Origin of the sequence: Rheinheimera sp. KL1, from assembly GCF_001275035.1 — a bacterium.
Lineage (GTDB): Bacteria > Pseudomonadota > Gammaproteobacteria > Enterobacterales > Alteromonadaceae > Pararheinheimera > Pararheinheimera tangshanensis.
Map to the genome: position 1 here is coordinate 44,120 of NZ_LAMX01000006.1, position 16,644 is coordinate 60,763.

Consider the following 16,644-nt stretch of genomic DNA (forward strand, 5'->3'; position numbering starts at 1 on the left):
TTTATTCCTTTGACTTTGCCGCGGGCTGAGATTCAATCTGGAGCTGTTGAATGGGTTTTCCATAAAGAGTGAAGCCAAGTTTATGCAGTCCATTGCGCACATCCGGGTCTTGCATAAAGTAGTTCCACAACAAGGCTGTTCTGTAATTTTCAATCATGCCAACAATAGGGCCTTGATCGATGGCCAGATAAGTCCGGCGCACCTGTTTGACCGGATCCGAACTGGCGCTGAGGTTTATGGCATCGTAAAAACCGGCAGGGCCAAACAGATTTTTTCCATGGTTGTAGTACAGGTTCTTCAGCACCCGCATGGAATGTTCTGGTGTGTAAGGCATCGAAGATAAAGCTGCGGTGGGCGCTATGGTTCCTCTGTCGCTGTACATGCCCGGAGCATGAGCACCATAACCATCCGGGACGTGATCACCTGCCGTCAGGCCCCATAAATCCTCGCCATAACCTTTCCAGCCAAAAGGGTTGTCTATGCTATAGGCTCTGTTAATCAGGGTATGACGCACATTCTGTTGCCAGTAGTTGGCGTATCTGTCCTGCAAACCTCGTGGGTCAAGCCCCATAAAAGAGTAATGCGCAAAAAACAGCGGACCACCTTTTTGACTTTTATCGCCCAAAGGCAGACTCATGCCATAATAATCGTCGCCGTTACGGAAGGTGTGTACCGTGCTTGCCGCCCAGCCCTTGTGGTAGGGAGCGTCGCTGATGGAATGAGTCGGAGAGGCTGCGGCTAATACATAGACAATAAGGGCCTCGTTGTAGCCTTTAATCGGATGATTCATGGCCCAGCCGTGACGTTTTGACCAGTGCCAGTACAGAATGTTTTCGCCTTTGGTGTACCAGCTCCACTCCATGGTTTGCCACAGACGGCCGATGTCTTGTCGCAGCTGTTGCTCTTTTGCATTGGCTTGATTGAAATATTGCCGGGCTGTCAGCAACCCCTGTGCCAGAAAAGCGGATTCAACTATGTCTCCACCATCGTCGTATTTACTAAAGTTATGCACTTTGCCGGTCGTCGGATTGTACCAGTGAGCCCACATACCGTGGAAACGCTCTAACTGTTGCGAAGCAGCAGTGATTTTCAGCATACGATCCACAGCGGCTTCGCGACTGACCCAACCACGTTCTGAGGCAGTGATTAAAGCGGCTATACCAAAGCCTGTTCCACCACTAGTAATAATGTCACCATCGCGTGGGTTCGGCATGCGTTCTTTGGCCCAGCCTGTGATTGGATCCGCATGATCCCAGAAATAACGGAAGGTGTAACGCTGCACCATTTCCAGTAACTCGTCGTCAGAAAAGTCTCTGGTTTGGGTCTGAGCGCTTGCCAGCACTTCTTTTTGATCAGCCGACAATAGCTGATAACGCAATGTTAAATTACGACCTAAGTCCCTGGTAAAGTCTAATTGTGACTGACCCTGGAACTCTCCCCGGTTTTGCCATGCACCATTATTGATGGATACCTTGAGCTGGTACTTTTGCTCTGCTTTACATAACTCAATACACTGCAATTCAACATGACTGTCGTAGCCGGTTGCGTTAAAAGCTGCAGCCTGGCAGCCAACACTAACCAATAAAACTGCAGAACTCAGCAGTAAAGTGTTCAGTAACTTTGCGAATAACATCAGATTCTCCATTACAACAAAAAACTGTGCCCGAAAATTTCAGGCACAGTCATCAACATGCTCTAGAAGCTCCAGCCCGCAGAAAGTTTTAGCTGACGCTTACCGCCGTTGGTGGAGGTAAAGGCGTTCGGCATAGCAAATTCTGCTGAGTCAGGGTTTAAGTTGAAGTTGTTGTAATTATTTTGGTTAAACAGATTCTGGATATCGAAGCGAACTCTGAACTTAGATCCATCGACCAGATAGCTGCTACCAACTCTTTGCTTAACGACAGGTCAAAACGTTGGTAATCACTTTTCGCAGGATCGGTACGGTCAAAGAAGCAGGCACTGCCGCCTTGTCTGCAGTCCAGATATTCATAGGTGGTTTTTGAAGCCCAGGTGTATTTAAAGGCAGCAAACATTTCCCATGGCAGATCGTAACTACCTGATAACACAATACGGTGTTCTGGTACGCCTACAGATTTCTTCCAGCCATAGTCGGCTACGCTTTCATAATCCAGCGCAAAAACTTCACTGAATACCCGGTTTTCTTCAGCATCGCTGAAGGTATAAGCCAGGTTAATTCCCCAGTAATCTCTGTGTGGCCGATCAATCTTCACGAAGATATTTTTGATGCGGGTCTGACCATCATTAGATGACAGTATTAGGTTACCCCAGCCTGGAACGCCAAAGGCCCAGGGCTGACCCCAAGTGGTACCATCCTGCAGGAATTTGCCATCCGGTCTCCTGTTACCGAGCAGCCAGTTAAAACCGTCTTTGGACTCGGTATGCGCAATACTGACTTCGGTGTTCCATTCATCCCAGTTGCTGCGCAGTCCCACGCTAAATTGATCGGAATAAGGGGTTTTCAGATCATTATTCAGCAGGAAACGTTCACCTTTCACATCAATGCTCGACAATAAGCTATCCAGACCAGCCTGAGTTAAATACGCAGGGTCCCAACTGGTACAGTTTGTTGCAGTCGGGCCACATGGATTCGCTGGATCACCGTTAAACAGATAACTGACCTGTGCAAAGGAGCCCCTGCTTTCTTCCAACTGCACAAAATCGAATTGCTGACGGTCGTAAGATCGGCCATAGCCACCAAATACTGTATGGCTGCGGCTATCGTCCATCACATAGCTAAAACCAAATCTTGGTTGCCATGCACCTTTGAAATAACTGCGTTCTTTGCCTGTGCTGATGTAGTCTTCAATGTTGTAATTAGCGTTGTCCAGATTAGACCAACCACGTAATGCCGCTACCAATTCTGGTGGCGTCTGGTAGTTTTTATAGCTTGGCGTTTCTTCATAATCCCAGCGTACACCAGGGTTCAGTGTTAATCGGTCTGTCACTTCCCAATCGTCCTGAATAAACAAGCCTAGCTGGGTATTTTCGGATTCCACATTACCGCCCACTGAGCCGGTGGCAGGCACACCCCATTCCACCATGTAAGGCTGATCTATCGCAAAAGTGCCTGGACCATTTATTTCAACATTATAAAAATATTGCGGGTTGTAGGGTTGCTGTTGCAGGGTGTTGAGGGTGATCTCCTTGTATTTAATACCAGCTTTAATTACATGGTTACCCTGCCATTCTAAATCCAGCAGAGTGTAGTCATTTTGCACTGCCCAACCTTTTTGGCCTTTGTCCTGAAAATTACGGCCGCCTCCCATATTCAAAATGGATTGACGGGTTGCAGTTTGCAGCACAATACCAGGGCCATCTGTATAAGGTTTTGGGTTCCAGCTGGCGTCTTCGTAAGTCAGGCGGAATTCGTTCTGACCATGATCCATATAGTACACATGCTTGACGTTGTATCTGTGGTCTTTGACTTCGCGGTTTACCCCATAACTCAGCGTATTGGCACCACCGAAATCGGCAACATCGCTTTCATCTCTTAATTTGACGGAAGCTTCCAGCGAGTTGTCATCGTTGATCGCCCAGTCCAGTTTGCCAAAAAATAAATCTTCGTCAAAACCTGAGGTTTCCCGGCCCAACATGGCTTCCAGCTCAGCGGGCAGAGTCACCAGATTCACACCGGCGCCGCCAGGGATATCCACAGGCTCCTGAATTTCTTTACGTTCATACGACATTAAAAAATGCAGCTTGTCTGTCACAATAGGGCCCGACAACAACATACCAGCATGGCGGGTCAGTGACTCAGTTTTACCGTTTTGCTCGTTAGGTTCAGCTTCACGCAAACTTTCATTGGTGTAGTCTACAAAAACATCGCCTTCAAATTCGTTTGTGCCGGAGCGGGTGACTGCTGTAATGGCCACACTGCCAACCTGGTCAAATTCTGCCTTGTAATTCTGGGTAATGACTTTGTATTCACCAATAGCATTTTGTGGGAAGGGATTACCACGACTGGAATCCTGACCTGTCACACCGCCTTTGAGGACATAATCTTTTTGGCTGACCCCATCGAGGAACACGTTCACATTACGCTGGTGCTGAGCACCACCGCGGATACTCACGTTACCCTGACCATCGGTATTGAGTTGCACGCCAGGCGCAAGATCGGCAAAAGATAAGAAATTTCTGTTGTTTTGTGGCAGGCGGGCAATCATTTCCGGGGTAATGTTGGTGCCCACTTCGCCCCCGGAAAAGCTTTCAATACGCACGCCACTCACAGCTATGCGTTCGATGTTATCGTCACTGGGCGCTTCTAATGTGATGTCCACAGTCGCTTTTTGACCAATCCGCAGCTCTACTGGTTCTGTCGCGTTATCACCTACTTTGATCAGATAAATACCGGGTTTCAGGCCAACGAAGACATAAGAACCATCTTCGCGGGTTTGAGTCGTTTTACTGTAGCCCCTGTCTTTGTCTGTGGCTGTAACTGTTACTCCGCCAGCTTTGCGCTCTGCGCTTTGTTGGATCACTTTACCCGCTATAGTCGAGCCTTCTATCTGAGCAAAAGCGGCAGGTACCACGCCGCCTAATAAAGTGCTGGCAACAGCAAAAGACAGCGCATTGCGCCGGAACCAGTGTGTTTTATTTTTCATCGTCTTATCCCTGTTGAGTGCGTATTTGCGCGCCCGCTACTGCTTTGGTTTTATTTTGTTATGTGTTGGAAATCGATTTCCATTTAGTGCTAAAAAAATATCCTGAACGGACATTTTTCCAATTTCTCGATGGTATGCAGCAACCACCTGAATTCTTAATTGTTTAAAAAATAACTTTTTGTTTTCAAGGTGTCAAGCCTGTTTATTTTATATGAAATCTGCTTATATTTTATATATAACAGTGGTTTAAGTGTATTTTTGAGATTGTTTTTGCAAAATGAAAATTGCTTTTGATTATTTGTTACACAATAAATTTGAGTACATATACCTATACAGTAAATTTCCGAGGTATATTTTTCTAGGATGTTGTGCCGCAATGGGTTACATTTCTGACAGAAAAAATCCTGGAAAAATGAGATGTTTTCGCTGTAAAGGCTGTTTTTTAGCGCATTTTTATGAATTTAGAAAGCATTTGTGAAAACGATTTCCAATGCAGTTAAAACGCTTAAGAATTATAAAAATCATGAGTTTAAGTGAGCTTGTTATCAGGCTTTGGCGCTGCATGTAGAGTTGATGCAGTGGATATGACCAAGGGGTTGTTAGTTTATGTCGAACAATCAGTTTAAACATTTGGCTATGGGAGACATCGCCAAAAAAGCCGGCGTTTGCATGGCTACAGTATCCCGTACATTAAACAATCCTGATCGGGTTTCAGAGAAAACCCGTGATCTGGTGATGAAAGTTGTTGAAGATATGGGGTATATCCCTAATCGTCTGGCTGCCAGTTTACGACAAGGGCGTTCACGCAATATCGCCATTATGTTGCCTGATATTACCAATCCCTATTTTTCACCTATAGTCCGGACCATAGAGCAAATTTCGCTGGCCAGAGGTTATTCCGTCATTCTGAAAGATACTCAGGACGATCCTGTGCTGGAGCGATCTTTTGCTGAAATGGTAAAGACCCGACAAGTGGATGGCATCATTACCAACTCGCAGCGTATCCCTTTTGATGTTGATCCAAAGCTGCCTTTACACGAGCAATTACCGCCAATAGTGAATGCGTCTGAGTTTTGCGACTTAGAGGGCATACCTAAAGTTGGGGTCGATAATGTGGCTATAGGCAAAGATGCAGCTGAACATTTGTTGAGTTTTGGTCATAGCCGTATCGCAATGATCACAGGAACATCACATATTCTGAGCAGTCAGCAAAGGGAAAGGGGCTTCAGAACAGCATTACAGCAGGCAAAAGTGCATTTTGACGAAAAGTTGCTGTATCAGGGGGACTATTCCTGTGAATCTGGGGTGGCAGGAGTGCAGGCTATTATGCAACTGAAAGATCGGCCTACCGCATTTTTCTGTTTTGGCGATCAGGTTGCCATTGGTGCTTTGCACGCCTTGCGTGAGTTGGGGTACAGGGTGCCTGAAGATGTTTCGGTGATAGGTGTAGATGGTATTGCACTGTCGCAATACAGCGCTCCGCCTTTAACCACAGTAGCTCAACCTTTAACTCTGATTGGCGAGTATTGTGCTACCTTATTAATCGACCTGATTGAAGGTAAGCAGCCAGAAAAATTAGTTCATATCTTGCCTCACCAGTTGCTCATTCGCGCCAGTACCGGGCCTGCGCCTAAGTAATGACAAGGAAGGTTGATACAAAGCAGCAAGAATCAGCATTGCAGCGATACCCGCAGCAGAGGCTGATACAACAAAGCTGGTTGTTGGATTTAACTCCCATAGCCAGCCACTGACAAGTGCACCAGTTGCTTGCCCTGCGCCGACACAAAGGGAGTAATACAAAGCCTGACCGCGGCCTTGGTAATCATTGCCAAAGTAGCGATAAAGCAACTCAATGGCGCAGGCGTGTACAGCGCTGAAACTCAGTCCGTGCAACAACTGGCAAAACACCAGGATACCTATCCAGTCTGCGCCAAACGCTATACCCAGCCAACGCAAGGAGGTTGCGCACACGCTGACAAGTAAAATGGTCGCCACTGAAAAACGCTTTAGTAACAAAGGCATCAGAGCAAAAACCAGCAGTTCAGCCAGAACAGCTAAAGACCAGAGTAAACCCATAGTAGTTTTATCGTGTTTTAGTTGCTCCAGATAAATACTATAAAAACTGTAATAACTACCGTGACTAAAATAGGCCAGCATGAGGCCTAGCAATAGCGTGATTAGTGCAGGTTGGCGAATACGTCGCCACAGACTTTGGGTTTGAGGCCGAAGTTTTGTCGTTTTAGTAGCTTCCCTGATCGTGAGGGTGCTGCCCCACATCAAGGCTAAAGCGAAGACTATCAATGTGGGCAGCAGGCTCAGCTGAACCCGATCAAATAACCAGCCGCCGCCACTCACCGCGCAAACGAAGCCTACTGAGCCCCACAGTCTGATCCTGCTGTAATCCCTGCTGTTCTCACGTAAATAATCCAGAGTAATAGTTTCAAACTGAGCGTTAATACCTTGCCAACAAATTCCACAGGCAATAATGGCCAGAGTCATCCCCGCCAGGCCAAAGTCTTTCAGCAGCCAGGCAAAGCACAACACACTGGCCGCAGCTCCCCAGCGGATTAAGGCCAGACGATGACCTGTTTTATCCGCCCACCAGCCCCAGAGTGGCGGTGAAAAAATATTAGTAATCATCAACAGAGAGGTGACAAAACCTATTTCTGCAGCATGATAACCAAGAGAGTGCATATAAAGGCCCCAAAAGGGCAGCATCAAACCTAAAGCAACGCAGTTAAAAAAGTAAAAGCTGGATAGGCGCCAATAGGGAAGGTTGTCTAGTGTCACTTGTACGGCTCTTTGCTTGAACTTTATGGCTGTACTTTAACTCAATCAATTTAAAATGTGAGCTGTCCCTGTTAGTTCATCTGCAATTCAGTCTTTCGGCCTATACTTCCTATCGATACGGCAGCAGAAGCATAAAACGGCATAGTCTGTTACAACTTTTAACCTGATGTATGAACACTTCGCCTTGGTCTGCAGCGTGCTGTCCGTTAAACTACGCAGGTCTAATTTCACTTCGTGTTATGGAGTTTGTATGTCAAAAATGAAAATCGCTGTTGCTGCTTTAGCTATTGGTGCTTTGATGTTGTCAGGCTGTTCGGCCACTCATACGGCGATCAGCAAAAGGAATTTGCAAGTTCAGACCAAGATGAGTGACACCATCTTTTTAGACCCTGTTGCAGATGACAAACGTACCGTGTTTATCCAGGTGCGTAATACTTCGGATCAACAAGGTTTATCTATTGAGCCTCAGATCATCGAAGCAGTTCAGGCTAAAGGTTACCGCGTAGTGCGTGACCCTGAGCAAGCTAACTTCTTATTACAGGCTAACGTGTTACAAGCCGGTGAAACTGATTTACGTAGCCAGAATGAACTCTTAGGTGGTGGTTTTGGTGGAGCTTTAGTCGGTGGTGCTATAGGTAACCAGTTTGGTAGTGGCAGTGGTCGTGCCGCAGCAACTGTTGGTGGCGCTTTAATAGGTTTAGCTGCTGATGCGCTGGTAAAAGATGTGCATTACAGCATCATCACTGACCTGCAAATTTCTGAGCGCGCGAAAAAAGGCGTGGTGGTACTGGAAGAAAATAAAGCCAGCTTAAAACAAGGTAACAGTGGCTATAAAAATGTCAGCTCCACTGAAGAGACGGAGTGGAAACGTTACCAGACCCGTATTTTATCGACAGCCAATCAGGTCAATATGGAATACGCCGAAGCTGAACCAGAACTGGTTAAAGGTTTGATGCGCTCAATCTCTGGCATCCTTTAACCCGTCGTTCTTGCAGTCAACGCCGCTGCAATGTTCTAACTACTTTGATTTCCCAGTGGCCACTGTTTTGTAGTCCTCGGTGGCCATTTTTTATGCTCTGCTGTCTTGCAGTGCAGCCTTCAGGCCATAGTCGCATTGCTGCTATGTTCAAAAATCTTTTTTTATTTTCTTTTTGAAAGTTTTTGCTTGCTCGCCCTGTCTTTGTCCATAGTATCTAGTCACTGATCCAAAAAGGATGGTCCATGAACAAAATTACTTTGTCGCTATTACTGGCGTTGAGCCCGGCTTTGTCTGCCGCTGAACAGGCCACACCGAATCAATTTATCGATGTGTTTGCCAAAATTTTTGGTGAACATAAAGGCGAGCGTAAAGGTCATGCCAAAGGTTTTTGTGCTGTTGGCAGTTTTCAGGCTTTACCTGATGCAAAAAACTTCAGTTCAGTGGCCTGGTTATCAGGTGAAACTGTGCCTGTGACTGCGCGTTTCTCTATGGCGGGTGGTAATCCTAAAGCGCCGGAAAATGCTCGCTCTCCCCGGGGTTTAGGTTTGCAGCTAAAAACAGCCAATGGTCAAATCCAGCATTTTGCTATGTTAACCACACCTGTGTTTGGCGCTAAAGATCCGGAAAACTTTTTAGGCCTGTTGCAAACTCAAATTCCAGACCCGGCCACTGGCAAGCCTGACATGGCTAAAATTCAGGCCTTCCGTGCGGCTCATCCGGATACTCAACCTCAGGCTGAGTATTTAGCGAAAAACTCTCCACCCTGGAGCTACGCCACTACGCCATATTTTGGTATTCACACTTTCTTTATCAAAGACAATAGTGGTGTGGAGCAAAAAGTACGTTGGCAATTTGTACCTAAAGATGGTGTGAAAGGTTTAACTGAAGCTGAAATCAAAGCACCGCCAACAGAGTTTTTGCAACAGCGTCTGGCGGAGCGTTTAGCCAAAGGCCCAACTCAGTGGACCATGCAGCTGGTGCTGGGGGAAGCAGGCGATACCGAAACTGATCCTTCGGTGTTATGGCCTAAAGAGCGTAAAACTCTGGATATAGGCTTATTGTCTATCACAGAGCAAGGTGGCGAAGCCTGCACCGGTGTTAATTTTGACCCCAATGTCTTGAGCAGCGGTCTGCGTGCAAGCGGCGACAGAGTGTTACAAATGCGTTCACCTGCTTACGCCATCTCTTTTGGCAAGCGTTTAACCAACCAGTAAGCCTATTCAGTACTAAATTGAATGCACCAGTGGGGTGCATTCGTATGCAGTCTGGTCCTGTGGCCGGAATTTGACTAAGCTGGGTCAAACTCAAAAAACAGGGATCTTCGAATGCTGAATAAATCATTGCTTACGCTGGCGTTAGCCTTAGCTTTAACTGGTTGTGGCAAAGCGCCGGAACAAACCACCAACACCGCTTCCGTTGAAACTCAGGCCGCTGTGACCCAGCTTGCGCAAGCGACAAATCCCTGGTGGCAGGATGCTGTGTTTTATCAAATCTGGCCCCGCAGTTTTTATGACACCAACGGCGATGGCACTGGTGATTTCAAAGGTATTGAAGCCAAGCTGCCTTACTTACAGGATTTAGGTATTAACGCCATTTGGCTCACGCCTATGTTCGAAGCTCCTTCTTACCATGGTTACGACTTCACCGAATTTTATCAGGTAGAACAAGATTACGGTTCTATGCAGGATTTTGAGCAGTTGGTGCAGGCAGCCAAAGCTAAAAATATTAATATTATCCTCGATTTAGTCATTAACCATATCTCTGACAAACATGAATGGTTTCAACGTTCAGCCAAAGGCGAAGCCCCTTATAAAGATTATTTTGTCTGGCGTGACGAATTGCCGAGCGATGGCTGGGGACCGGCCTGGAGTACTGAAGTAAAACCTGAAGCGGTTTGGCATTATAACGAGGAGCGCAAGGCCTATTACTATGCTGCTTTTGGTGCCTCACAACCGGATCTGAATTTAAAACACCCTGATGTCATTGCTGAAATGAAAAAAATGGCTAAATTCTGGCTGGACAAAGGAGTCGCGGGCTTCCGTTTAGACGCTGTGCGTTATGTGCAGGAAGATGGCCCACAACAAAGGGCTGATACCCAGGGCACGATCGACTATTGGGTCGACTTTACCCAGTATGTCAAAAGCGTAAAGCCGGACGCTTATCTGGTGGCCGAAGCCTGGGTTGACTTGCCTGTAGCAGCTAAATACTGGGGGGATGGTAAAGGGCTGGATGCGGGTTTCGATTTTGAATTTGGTTACAAAGTGCTAGAGCTGCTAAACGCTGGCAAACAAAACGCCGAGTTTGGCACTATGCAGCAAAGCGCTTCATCCACAGACAATCTGCTGATGGCGAACCTGCAACAACGCAAAACCACCTCTGCGCCTATGGAGTTTTTCAGCCCTTTCCTGACTAATCATGATCAGCCGCGTTTAAGCTGGCAAATAGGTCAGGATTTTAACAAAGCTAAGCTGGCTGCGGCTTTGCTGTTTAGCTCACCGGGCACGACCTACATCTATTACGGCGAAGAAATTGCGTTGACCCAGGCGTCGGACAAAGAGCACTTACACCGCCGCTCGCCTATGTTCTGGGATAACAGTGCTCAGGCTGGCTTTAGTACGGCCGAAAAAGTCTGGGTGCAACGGGATGATTTATTCCCACCTCAGGCCGAAAGCAGCTGGTGGGCACCGTTTTTAGCGGCTCAGCAACAAGGGCCGAACAACGTCGCAGCACAGCAGGCAGATGCGAAGTCGGTCTGGTCTTTGTATAAATTCCTGATCCAGCAAAAGGCCGATCGTGCTGAGTTTGGTATAGCGGGTGATTACAAAGCAGAGTTTTTAGCCGAAGGTAAGTTACTGAAAATAGTCCGATCCAAAGGCGATAAACAAAGCCTGATGCTGCTGAACTTGTCGGCTGAGACTCTGGCCGTACCCGCTGATTTAGTACCTGCAGGCATGACAGTGACTTGGCAGGAAGGTGAAACCCCAGAGCTGAATGCACATCAGCTGCAAATCTGGCAAAACTAAAAAAAGGGTCGGAGCTTTGGCTCCGACCCTTTGATCAGGCTTGTGCAGAGATTTAGTCTGATTAAGCAATCAATATAGGGGGCAGAGTCAAGACTCTGACCCCGGCAAGTCGATATAAAAACTGCTGCCAACACCTGCGGTGCTGTCAAAAGTTAAGGTGCCACCATGTCTTTCCACAATAGATTTGCTGATACTCAAGCCTAAACCTGTGCCACCAAAGTTGCGCACGTCTGAGGTGTCCGATTGGCTGAAAGGTCGGAATATTACCGCTTTAAATGCTTCGTCTATACCTGGACCCTGATCGGTGATCGTGATTCGAATCAGTTGCTCCTGCTGCTGTACCTGTAACTGAACTACAGAGTCAGCAAAAGAAAACTTAGCAGCATTGGATAACAAATTGGCCAGCACTTGTATCAGACGATTGCTGTCTGCCCATACCCACAAGTCTTCAGATACAGGCTCCAATTCTAGACTCACTTTATGCTGCTGAGCATAAGCCGCCATTTGGTTAACGGCACAGCGTAGCAGGGGAGCGAGTTGGACTTTCGTAAACTGAAACTCATCTGGCCTGCTTCAATTTTTTGCATGTCCAGAATGTCGTTAATCAGCCGGATCAAACGCTGACTATTTTGCTCTGCAAGTTCCAGCATGGCGCGTATTTTAGCGTTGGGTTCGCCCAAAGCATTACCCAAAATTAAGCCCAAAGCGCCGTGGATAGAGGTTAAAGGCGTACGCAGTTCGTGGCTGACGGTAGAAACAAAACGGTTTTTCAGCAAATCCAGCTGTTTACGGGCGCTGATATCCTCGTACACTGCGATACCGAAGGTCAGTTCACCATGTTCGTTGTAGCCGGGCCGCCCCCAGGCCTGCATATGACGACGAACTCCATCCTGTTCGATTTCCATATCGTCTGACTGACAAGTTTCCCCAGCCAAAGCCTTAGCTGCAGGCATTTGCGCGGCTGGATAAATGTTGTCTGTACCTGCAACAAAAGCCAGAGGCTGTGCCGGTGCCGGCCCCAATAATTCTTCAGCAGCTTTATTGCTGTAATAGGGCTGTTGATCTTTCCCCGTTACCACCACACCCATTGGCAAATCATCTATCCACTGCCGGAACTTGTGTTGAGTAGTGGCCTGTAAAGATTCGGTGTAAGTGATAAAAGTACGGATCACGACAAAAAAAGCGATAAAGTTTACGATCAGATAAGTCGCCCAAGAGGCTGGATCTGCCATATAACGGGTCACGCTGACCGGAATTTGCAGATAACCCAGCATAAACCCCATAGCTGTGCCAATCAGGCTGAATAAGGTGGCTAACGCCAGCGCCATGGCGACTTTGGCGTTGTAAAGCACGTAGCCGACTACACAACTTAACACCAGCCACCAAACGCCGGGAGAAGCAAAACCAAAAGTTAAAGCACCGGGTAAGCCTATCAGCCAAAATACCAGGATCAGCAATACCCCTTTCGGATGCAGCGGCATTTTATGACAGGCAAAAGCCCCTACGACTAAAGCCAGGCCGACTAACGCATGAACGGTATAAACCGGTAGCCAACCGGTATTTAACGAGCGGACAACAGACAGAGGGACACCAATCAGCGCAATCAGGGCAAAGCTACGCCACAACGAGTTAGTAAACTTGTGCCTGATAGCGCTGAGCTGACGCTTTAGCTCAGTTGTGGAAGTGCTTAGGGACTGACTCAAAAATCAGATACTCCGCATAGTTCATTAGTTCACTCTAAACCAGTGGCACAACAAGGTGCAATCTATCCGTGAACCCTAAACTGAAATAAGGCGTAAAGATTAAAAATAAATAACAGAACTGAGGTTGCAACTGGTGCAGAATTAAGGCTACAACTAGATCGTGCCTGTTTTTACAACCGCAGTGTCGAATCAGAGCCACAGGGGAGTTTTCATGCATTATTTTTGTTTGAGTCTGTTGTTGTGCTTTAGCACTGTCAGTCTGGCGGCTGTGCAAAAAGCGGATCAGTTTATTGTCGATGGTGTACCCCATGACGTAGATAGTAGCCCACTGGAAAAACTCTATGCTGCTGATGAACTGCGTCTGAAGTTGAAAAACCAGGCACAGTGTGGGTATCAGGGCGTATGGGAACTCAAAGGTCAGCACCTTTTTCTGAATACTTTAAAGCAAGCTGACTGTGAAACCGCAGCCGTCGGCATAGATCCGCAGTTGCTGTTTAGTGAAAAACAGTATCCGCTGAAAGCCCATTGGTTTAGTGGCGCTATCAAAGTGCCGCTGACCGACAAAGATTATAAACATTGCCTGACTGACGAAGGCTCAGACGAAACCATAGGTTACGCTTATCTGGCGATGGTGTACGAGTTTATTGCTGGTGAGTTAGTCAAACAGTCCGAGCAGATCGTCACTGAAAACTGGCAAAGACCGCGCAGTAACTGCGCTAACGTGCCAACAGCGCGGGTTTGAGCAGACAGATTCAGAAACCAAACATATCTGGTGTACTACCAACATCAGCTTCAAGACTCTGATCCGGCTTACCTGCAAGCCGTGCCGCATCGCGTCTTGCTCTGCGTTGTTCCAATAGTTTTAGAATACGTGAGCGTTCAGCCAAGGGTTTGTTGTGCCAGTTAAAGCGTTCGTCACGCGAGCGCAAACAGCCGAGGCAATAACCTCTGCTGTTGTTTTCGCAAACCCCAATACAAGGATTGGGTAAGTCAAACAGCTCTAATTGATCCATTACACCAACACTGCACCACACTCTGGTTAAGATTTTGGCTTATTCTGCCTAAAATTGCAGCTTTTGTAATTTTTTTACAAAAATCCGCCAAAAGCAAAAATAGTTGTTGACTTAAGATGTGTAGACGGCTATTTCTATAGGCACAAATTTTCGGCACCTAACGTAAAAACACCGCCGAATAGATAAAGATAAACTTAACCAAAGAGTTAAATTAAAAAATGCGTTTAGCTTCTATTCTGAACATTATTGTGGTCCTCGTAATCGTGGTGATTAGTCACTGCGGGGGCTCGCGTTTGGAATTTTAGGCAGCAAAAAAATTCTCAACAAAACCCCCGCACCGAAAGGTCCGGGGGTTTTGTGTTTTAAGGTCCCCGGAAATTTCGAAAAAAGGTTTTGTTGTACTGACAAACAAACGATAGAAAAGGATGGGATACATCATGAAAGGCGCAGAACTGGTAATCAAGCTGCTGGAGCAAAAGGGAGTCGAACATATCTTCGGCTACCCCGGCGGAGCTATTATGCCAATCTACGACGCGCTGTATCAGAGCAAAGTCAAACACTACCTGTGCCGTCATGAACAAGGTGGGGCTTTTTCTGCCATAGGTTATGCCCGTAGTTCAGGCAAAGTCGGCGTTTGTATGGCCACTTCAGGCCCAGGCGCTACTAACTTAATCACCTCCTTAGCTGACGCTTTATTAGATTCAGTGCCATTAGTCGCCATCACAGGTCAGGTATCCCAAGCCGTGATGGGCACAGATGCTTTTCAGGAAGTCGACGTTTTAGGCTTAAGCCTGGCTGTTACCAAACACAGCTTTATGGTGACAGACGTGACCGAATTGGAACACACCTTAAACGAAGCTTTTGAACTGGCCATGTCAGGCCGCCCAGGCCCTGTGCTGGTGGATATTCCAAAAGACGTGCAACTGGCTGAAGTGCAGTTTAAACCGCGTTTAGTGGAAGATGCCGCTGAATCCCAGCCGCAGTTTTTACCCGCTGCAGCTTTGGATCAGGCGCGCTTATTAATTCAAAACGCCAAGCGCCCAATAGCTTACATAGGCGGTGGCGTGCATATGGCCGATGCGGTAGCGCAGCTGCAAGATTTTTTAACCCAAAGCCCAATGCCTTCGGTCACTACGTTAAAAGCCATGGGCACAGTGCCGCCTTCAAACCCTTATTACCTGGGTATGCTGGGTATGCACGGCACTCAGGCGGCGAATTTGGCGGTGCAGCAATGCGATTTATTAATCTGTTTAGGTGCCCGTTTTGACGACCGCGTCACAGGTAAACTGGCCGCTTTTGCGCCCGACGCCAAGGTTATTCATATCGATATAGACCCAGCCGAGCTGCACAAATTACGCCATGCCGAATGCGCCATGCTGGGTGATTTGCGCGAGCTTTTGCCTGCGATGTCAGTACCCACTCACTGTGAAGACTGGTTAAAACATTGTCTGGCGATGAAACAGCAGCACGGTTGGCGTTATGACCATCCGGGTGAGCGTATCTTCGCGCCTTTAATGCTGAAGCAGTTAAGCGAACGCATGCCGGACAACGCCGTAGTGTGCTGCGATGTAGGCCAACATCAAATGTGGGTGGCGCAGCATATGAGCTTTAGTCACCCGCGTAATCACTTAAGCAGTGGTGGTTTGGGCACTATGGGTTTTGGCTTGCCAGCTGCTATAGGCGCACAGTTAGCCCGACCAAAAGATACGGTAGTAGCAGTCAGCGGCGACGGCTCTTTTATGATGAATGTGCAGGAACTGGGCACCATCAAGCGTTTCCGCCTGCCGGTGAAGATTGTCATAGTGGATAACCAGCGTTTAGGCATGGTGAAACAGTGGCAGGAGCTGTTTTTTAACGAGCGCTACAGCGAAACCGATTTGTCCGACAACCCGGATTTTGTCTCTTTAGCCGCTGCTTTTGCCATACCAGGCCACAGCATCAGCCGCAAAGACGAGGTATTACCGGCGCTGGAAGCCATGTTTACCTGGCCAGGCCCTTACTTATTACACGTGCGAATAGATGAAACCGACAACGTCTGGCCATTAGTACCGCCAGGAGCAGCCAATCAGGATATGTTAACGGAGAAAGCCCAATGAGCAACCATGTACTAACCATCCAGACTAAAAACCAACCTGTGGTATTAGAGCGGTTATTGCAGGTCACCCGTTACCGTGGCTTTGAAGTGGCCGGAATGGAAATGAAACCTATGGCTGATTTCAGCGGCTTACTGGTGACTTTGTCTATCGTCAGCGACAAGCCAATCAGCCTGCTGACCAACCAGCTGAACAAGTTATACGATATCGAATTTCTGGATTGTGTTGAGTCTGAACAGACACAAGCCAAAGCAGGCTCAATGCGGGCTTAAGCCGCTAAACTTAAGAAAAATAAATAAGGCTCTGCGTCAAATATCAAAACGCGGAGCACGAATCAAACAAACTGTAACCAAAGTAATTGGAGTCGCAGCTAGGCGACAAGCGAGCGAGACCCCAGGAGCATAGTTCACTATGTGACTGG

The 16,644-nt window shown here is 47.4% G+C and carries 13 protein-coding genes; 7 read left to right on the forward strand and 6 right to left on the reverse strand.

Features of this window, described 5'->3' with window-relative positions; all coding sequences use genetic code 11:
* Position 1: 1 nt before the first annotated feature.
* Both WH43_RS02355 and WH43_RS02360 read right to left on the reverse strand, forming a co-directional pair.
* Positions 2-1,633: a glucoamylase family protein gene (locus WH43_RS02355; RefSeq protein ID WP_082335649.1), complete on the reverse strand. Its 1,632-nt coding sequence runs from the start codon at positions 1,631-1,633 to the stop codon at positions 2-4.
* 157 nt (positions 1,634-1,790) lie between these two features.
* Positions 1,791-4,622 (reverse strand): TonB-dependent receptor, encoded by a 2,832-nt coding sequence (locus WH43_RS02360; protein WP_053423057.1) that lies wholly within the window; start codon positions 4,620-4,622, stop codon positions 1,791-1,793.
* A 606-nt stretch (positions 4,623-5,228) separates the two neighbouring features.
* Between WH43_RS02360 and WH43_RS02365 the strand changes: the two genes are divergently transcribed.
* A complete protein-coding gene (locus tag WH43_RS02365) occupies positions 5,229-6,260 on the forward strand; it encodes a LacI family DNA-binding transcriptional regulator (RefSeq protein ID WP_053423058.1) in 1,032 nt (343 codons plus the stop codon).
* Here the strand turns inward: WH43_RS02365 and WH43_RS02370 are convergent.
* Entirely contained in the window at positions 6,198-7,412 is a 1,215-nt protein-coding gene (locus WH43_RS02370; RefSeq protein ID WP_053423059.1) for an MFS transporter, read from the reverse strand. The genes WH43_RS02365 and WH43_RS02370 overlap by 63 nt on opposite strands.
* Positions 7,413-7,662: 250 nt before the next feature.
* Between WH43_RS02370 and WH43_RS02375 the strand changes: the two genes are divergently transcribed.
* The 3 genes from WH43_RS02375 (at position 7,663) to WH43_RS02385 (ending at position 11,414) form a co-directional block, all read left to right on the forward strand.
* Positions 7,663-8,391 (forward strand): complement resistance protein TraT, encoded by a 729-nt coding sequence (locus tag WH43_RS02375; RefSeq protein ID WP_053423060.1) that lies wholly within the window; start codon positions 7,663-7,665, stop codon positions 8,389-8,391.
* 242 nt (positions 8,392-8,633) lie between these two features.
* Positions 8,634-9,605, forward strand: a complete 972-nt coding sequence (locus WH43_RS02380) for a catalase family peroxidase (RefSeq protein WP_053423061.1) — start codon at positions 8,634-8,636, stop codon at positions 9,603-9,605.
* Positions 9,606-9,716: 111 nt separating this feature from the next.
* Positions 9,717-11,414, forward strand: coding sequence for an alpha-amylase family glycosyl hydrolase (locus WH43_RS02385; RefSeq protein WP_053423062.1), 1,698 nt, complete (start codon positions 9,717-9,719; stop codon positions 11,412-11,414).
* 87 nt (positions 11,415-11,501) lie between these two features.
* On the opposite strand, the gene WH43_RS02390 is transcribed toward WH43_RS02385, so the two are convergent.
* Both WH43_RS02390 and WH43_RS02395 read right to left on the reverse strand, forming a co-directional pair.
* Positions 11,502-11,891 (reverse strand): sensor histidine kinase, encoded by a 390-nt coding sequence (locus tag WH43_RS02390; protein ID WP_286049407.1) that lies wholly within the window; start codon positions 11,889-11,891, stop codon positions 11,502-11,504.
* Entirely contained in the window at positions 11,888-13,117 is a 1,230-nt protein-coding gene (locus WH43_RS02395) for a sensor histidine kinase (protein ID WP_152342766.1), read from the reverse strand. The genes WH43_RS02390 and WH43_RS02395 overlap by 4 nt, the downstream gene beginning before the upstream one ends.
* A gap of 211 nt (positions 13,118-13,328) precedes the next feature.
* Here WH43_RS02395 and WH43_RS02400 point away from each other — a divergent pair, with 211 nt between their 5' ends.
* The gene (locus WH43_RS02400) at positions 13,329-13,859 is read left to right on the forward strand and encodes a hypothetical protein (protein WP_053423065.1); all 531 of its coding nucleotides are present in this window, start codon (positions 13,329-13,331) and stop codon (positions 13,857-13,859) included.
* A 10-nt stretch (positions 13,860-13,869) separates the two neighbouring features.
* Here WH43_RS02400 and WH43_RS02405 read toward each other — a convergent pair whose 3' ends face one another.
* Positions 13,870-14,130, reverse strand: coding sequence for a DUF1289 domain-containing protein (locus WH43_RS02405; protein WP_053423066.1), 261 nt, complete (start codon positions 14,128-14,130; stop codon positions 13,870-13,872).
* 437 nt (positions 14,131-14,567) lie between these two features.
* On the opposite strand from WH43_RS02405, the gene ilvG reads away from it, so the two are divergent.
* Together ilvG and ilvM are read left to right on the forward strand one after the other, a co-directional pair.
* Positions 14,568-16,226 carry an acetolactate synthase 2 catalytic subunit gene (gene ilvG, locus WH43_RS02410; protein ID WP_053423067.1) on the forward strand — a complete coding sequence of 553 codons (1,659 nt, stop codon included), beginning with the start codon at positions 14,568-14,570 and terminating at the stop codon, positions 16,224-16,226.
* On the forward strand, positions 16,223-16,495 hold the full coding sequence (gene ilvM, locus WH43_RS02415; protein ID WP_053423068.1) for an acetolactate synthase 2 small subunit: 273 nt from the start codon (positions 16,223-16,225) through the stop codon (positions 16,493-16,495). Before ilvG ends, ilvM begins: the two co-directional genes overlap by 4 nt.
* Positions 16,496-16,644 lie beyond the last annotated feature (149 nt).

Bases quoted from the DNA above. Each gene is read 5' to 3' on its own strand.
- WH43_RS02355 (WP_082335649.1), bottom strand. From the start codon at position 1,633: ATGTTATTCGCAAAGTTACTGAACACTTTACTGCTGAGTTCTGCAGTT.
- WH43_RS02360 (WP_053423057.1), bottom strand. From the start codon at position 4,622: ATGAAAAATAAAACACACTGGTTCCGGCGCAATGCGCTGTCTTTTGCT.
- WH43_RS02365 (WP_053423058.1), top strand. From the start codon at position 5,229: ATGTCGAACAATCAGTTTAAACATTTGGCTATGGGAGACATCGCCAAA.
- WH43_RS02375 (WP_053423060.1), top strand. From the start codon at position 7,663: ATGTCAAAAATGAAAATCGCTGTTGCTGCTTTAGCTATTGGTGCTTTG.
- WH43_RS02380 (WP_053423061.1), top strand. From the start codon at position 8,634: ATGAACAAAATTACTTTGTCGCTATTACTGGCGTTGAGCCCGGCTTTG.
- WH43_RS02385 (WP_053423062.1), top strand. From the start codon at position 9,717: ATGCTGAATAAATCATTGCTTACGCTGGCGTTAGCCTTAGCTTTAACT.
- WH43_RS02400 (WP_053423065.1), top strand. From the start codon at position 13,329: ATGCATTATTTTTGTTTGAGTCTGTTGTTGTGCTTTAGCACTGTCAGT.
- WH43_RS02405 (WP_053423066.1), bottom strand. From the start codon at position 14,130: ATGGATCAATTAGAGCTGTTTGACTTACCCAATCCTTGTATTGGGGTT.
- ilvG (WP_053423067.1), top strand. From the start codon at position 14,568: ATGAAAGGCGCAGAACTGGTAATCAAGCTGCTGGAGCAAAAGGGAGTC.
- ilvM (WP_053423068.1), top strand. From the start codon at position 16,223: ATGAGCAACCATGTACTAACCATCCAGACTAAAAACCAACCTGTGGTA.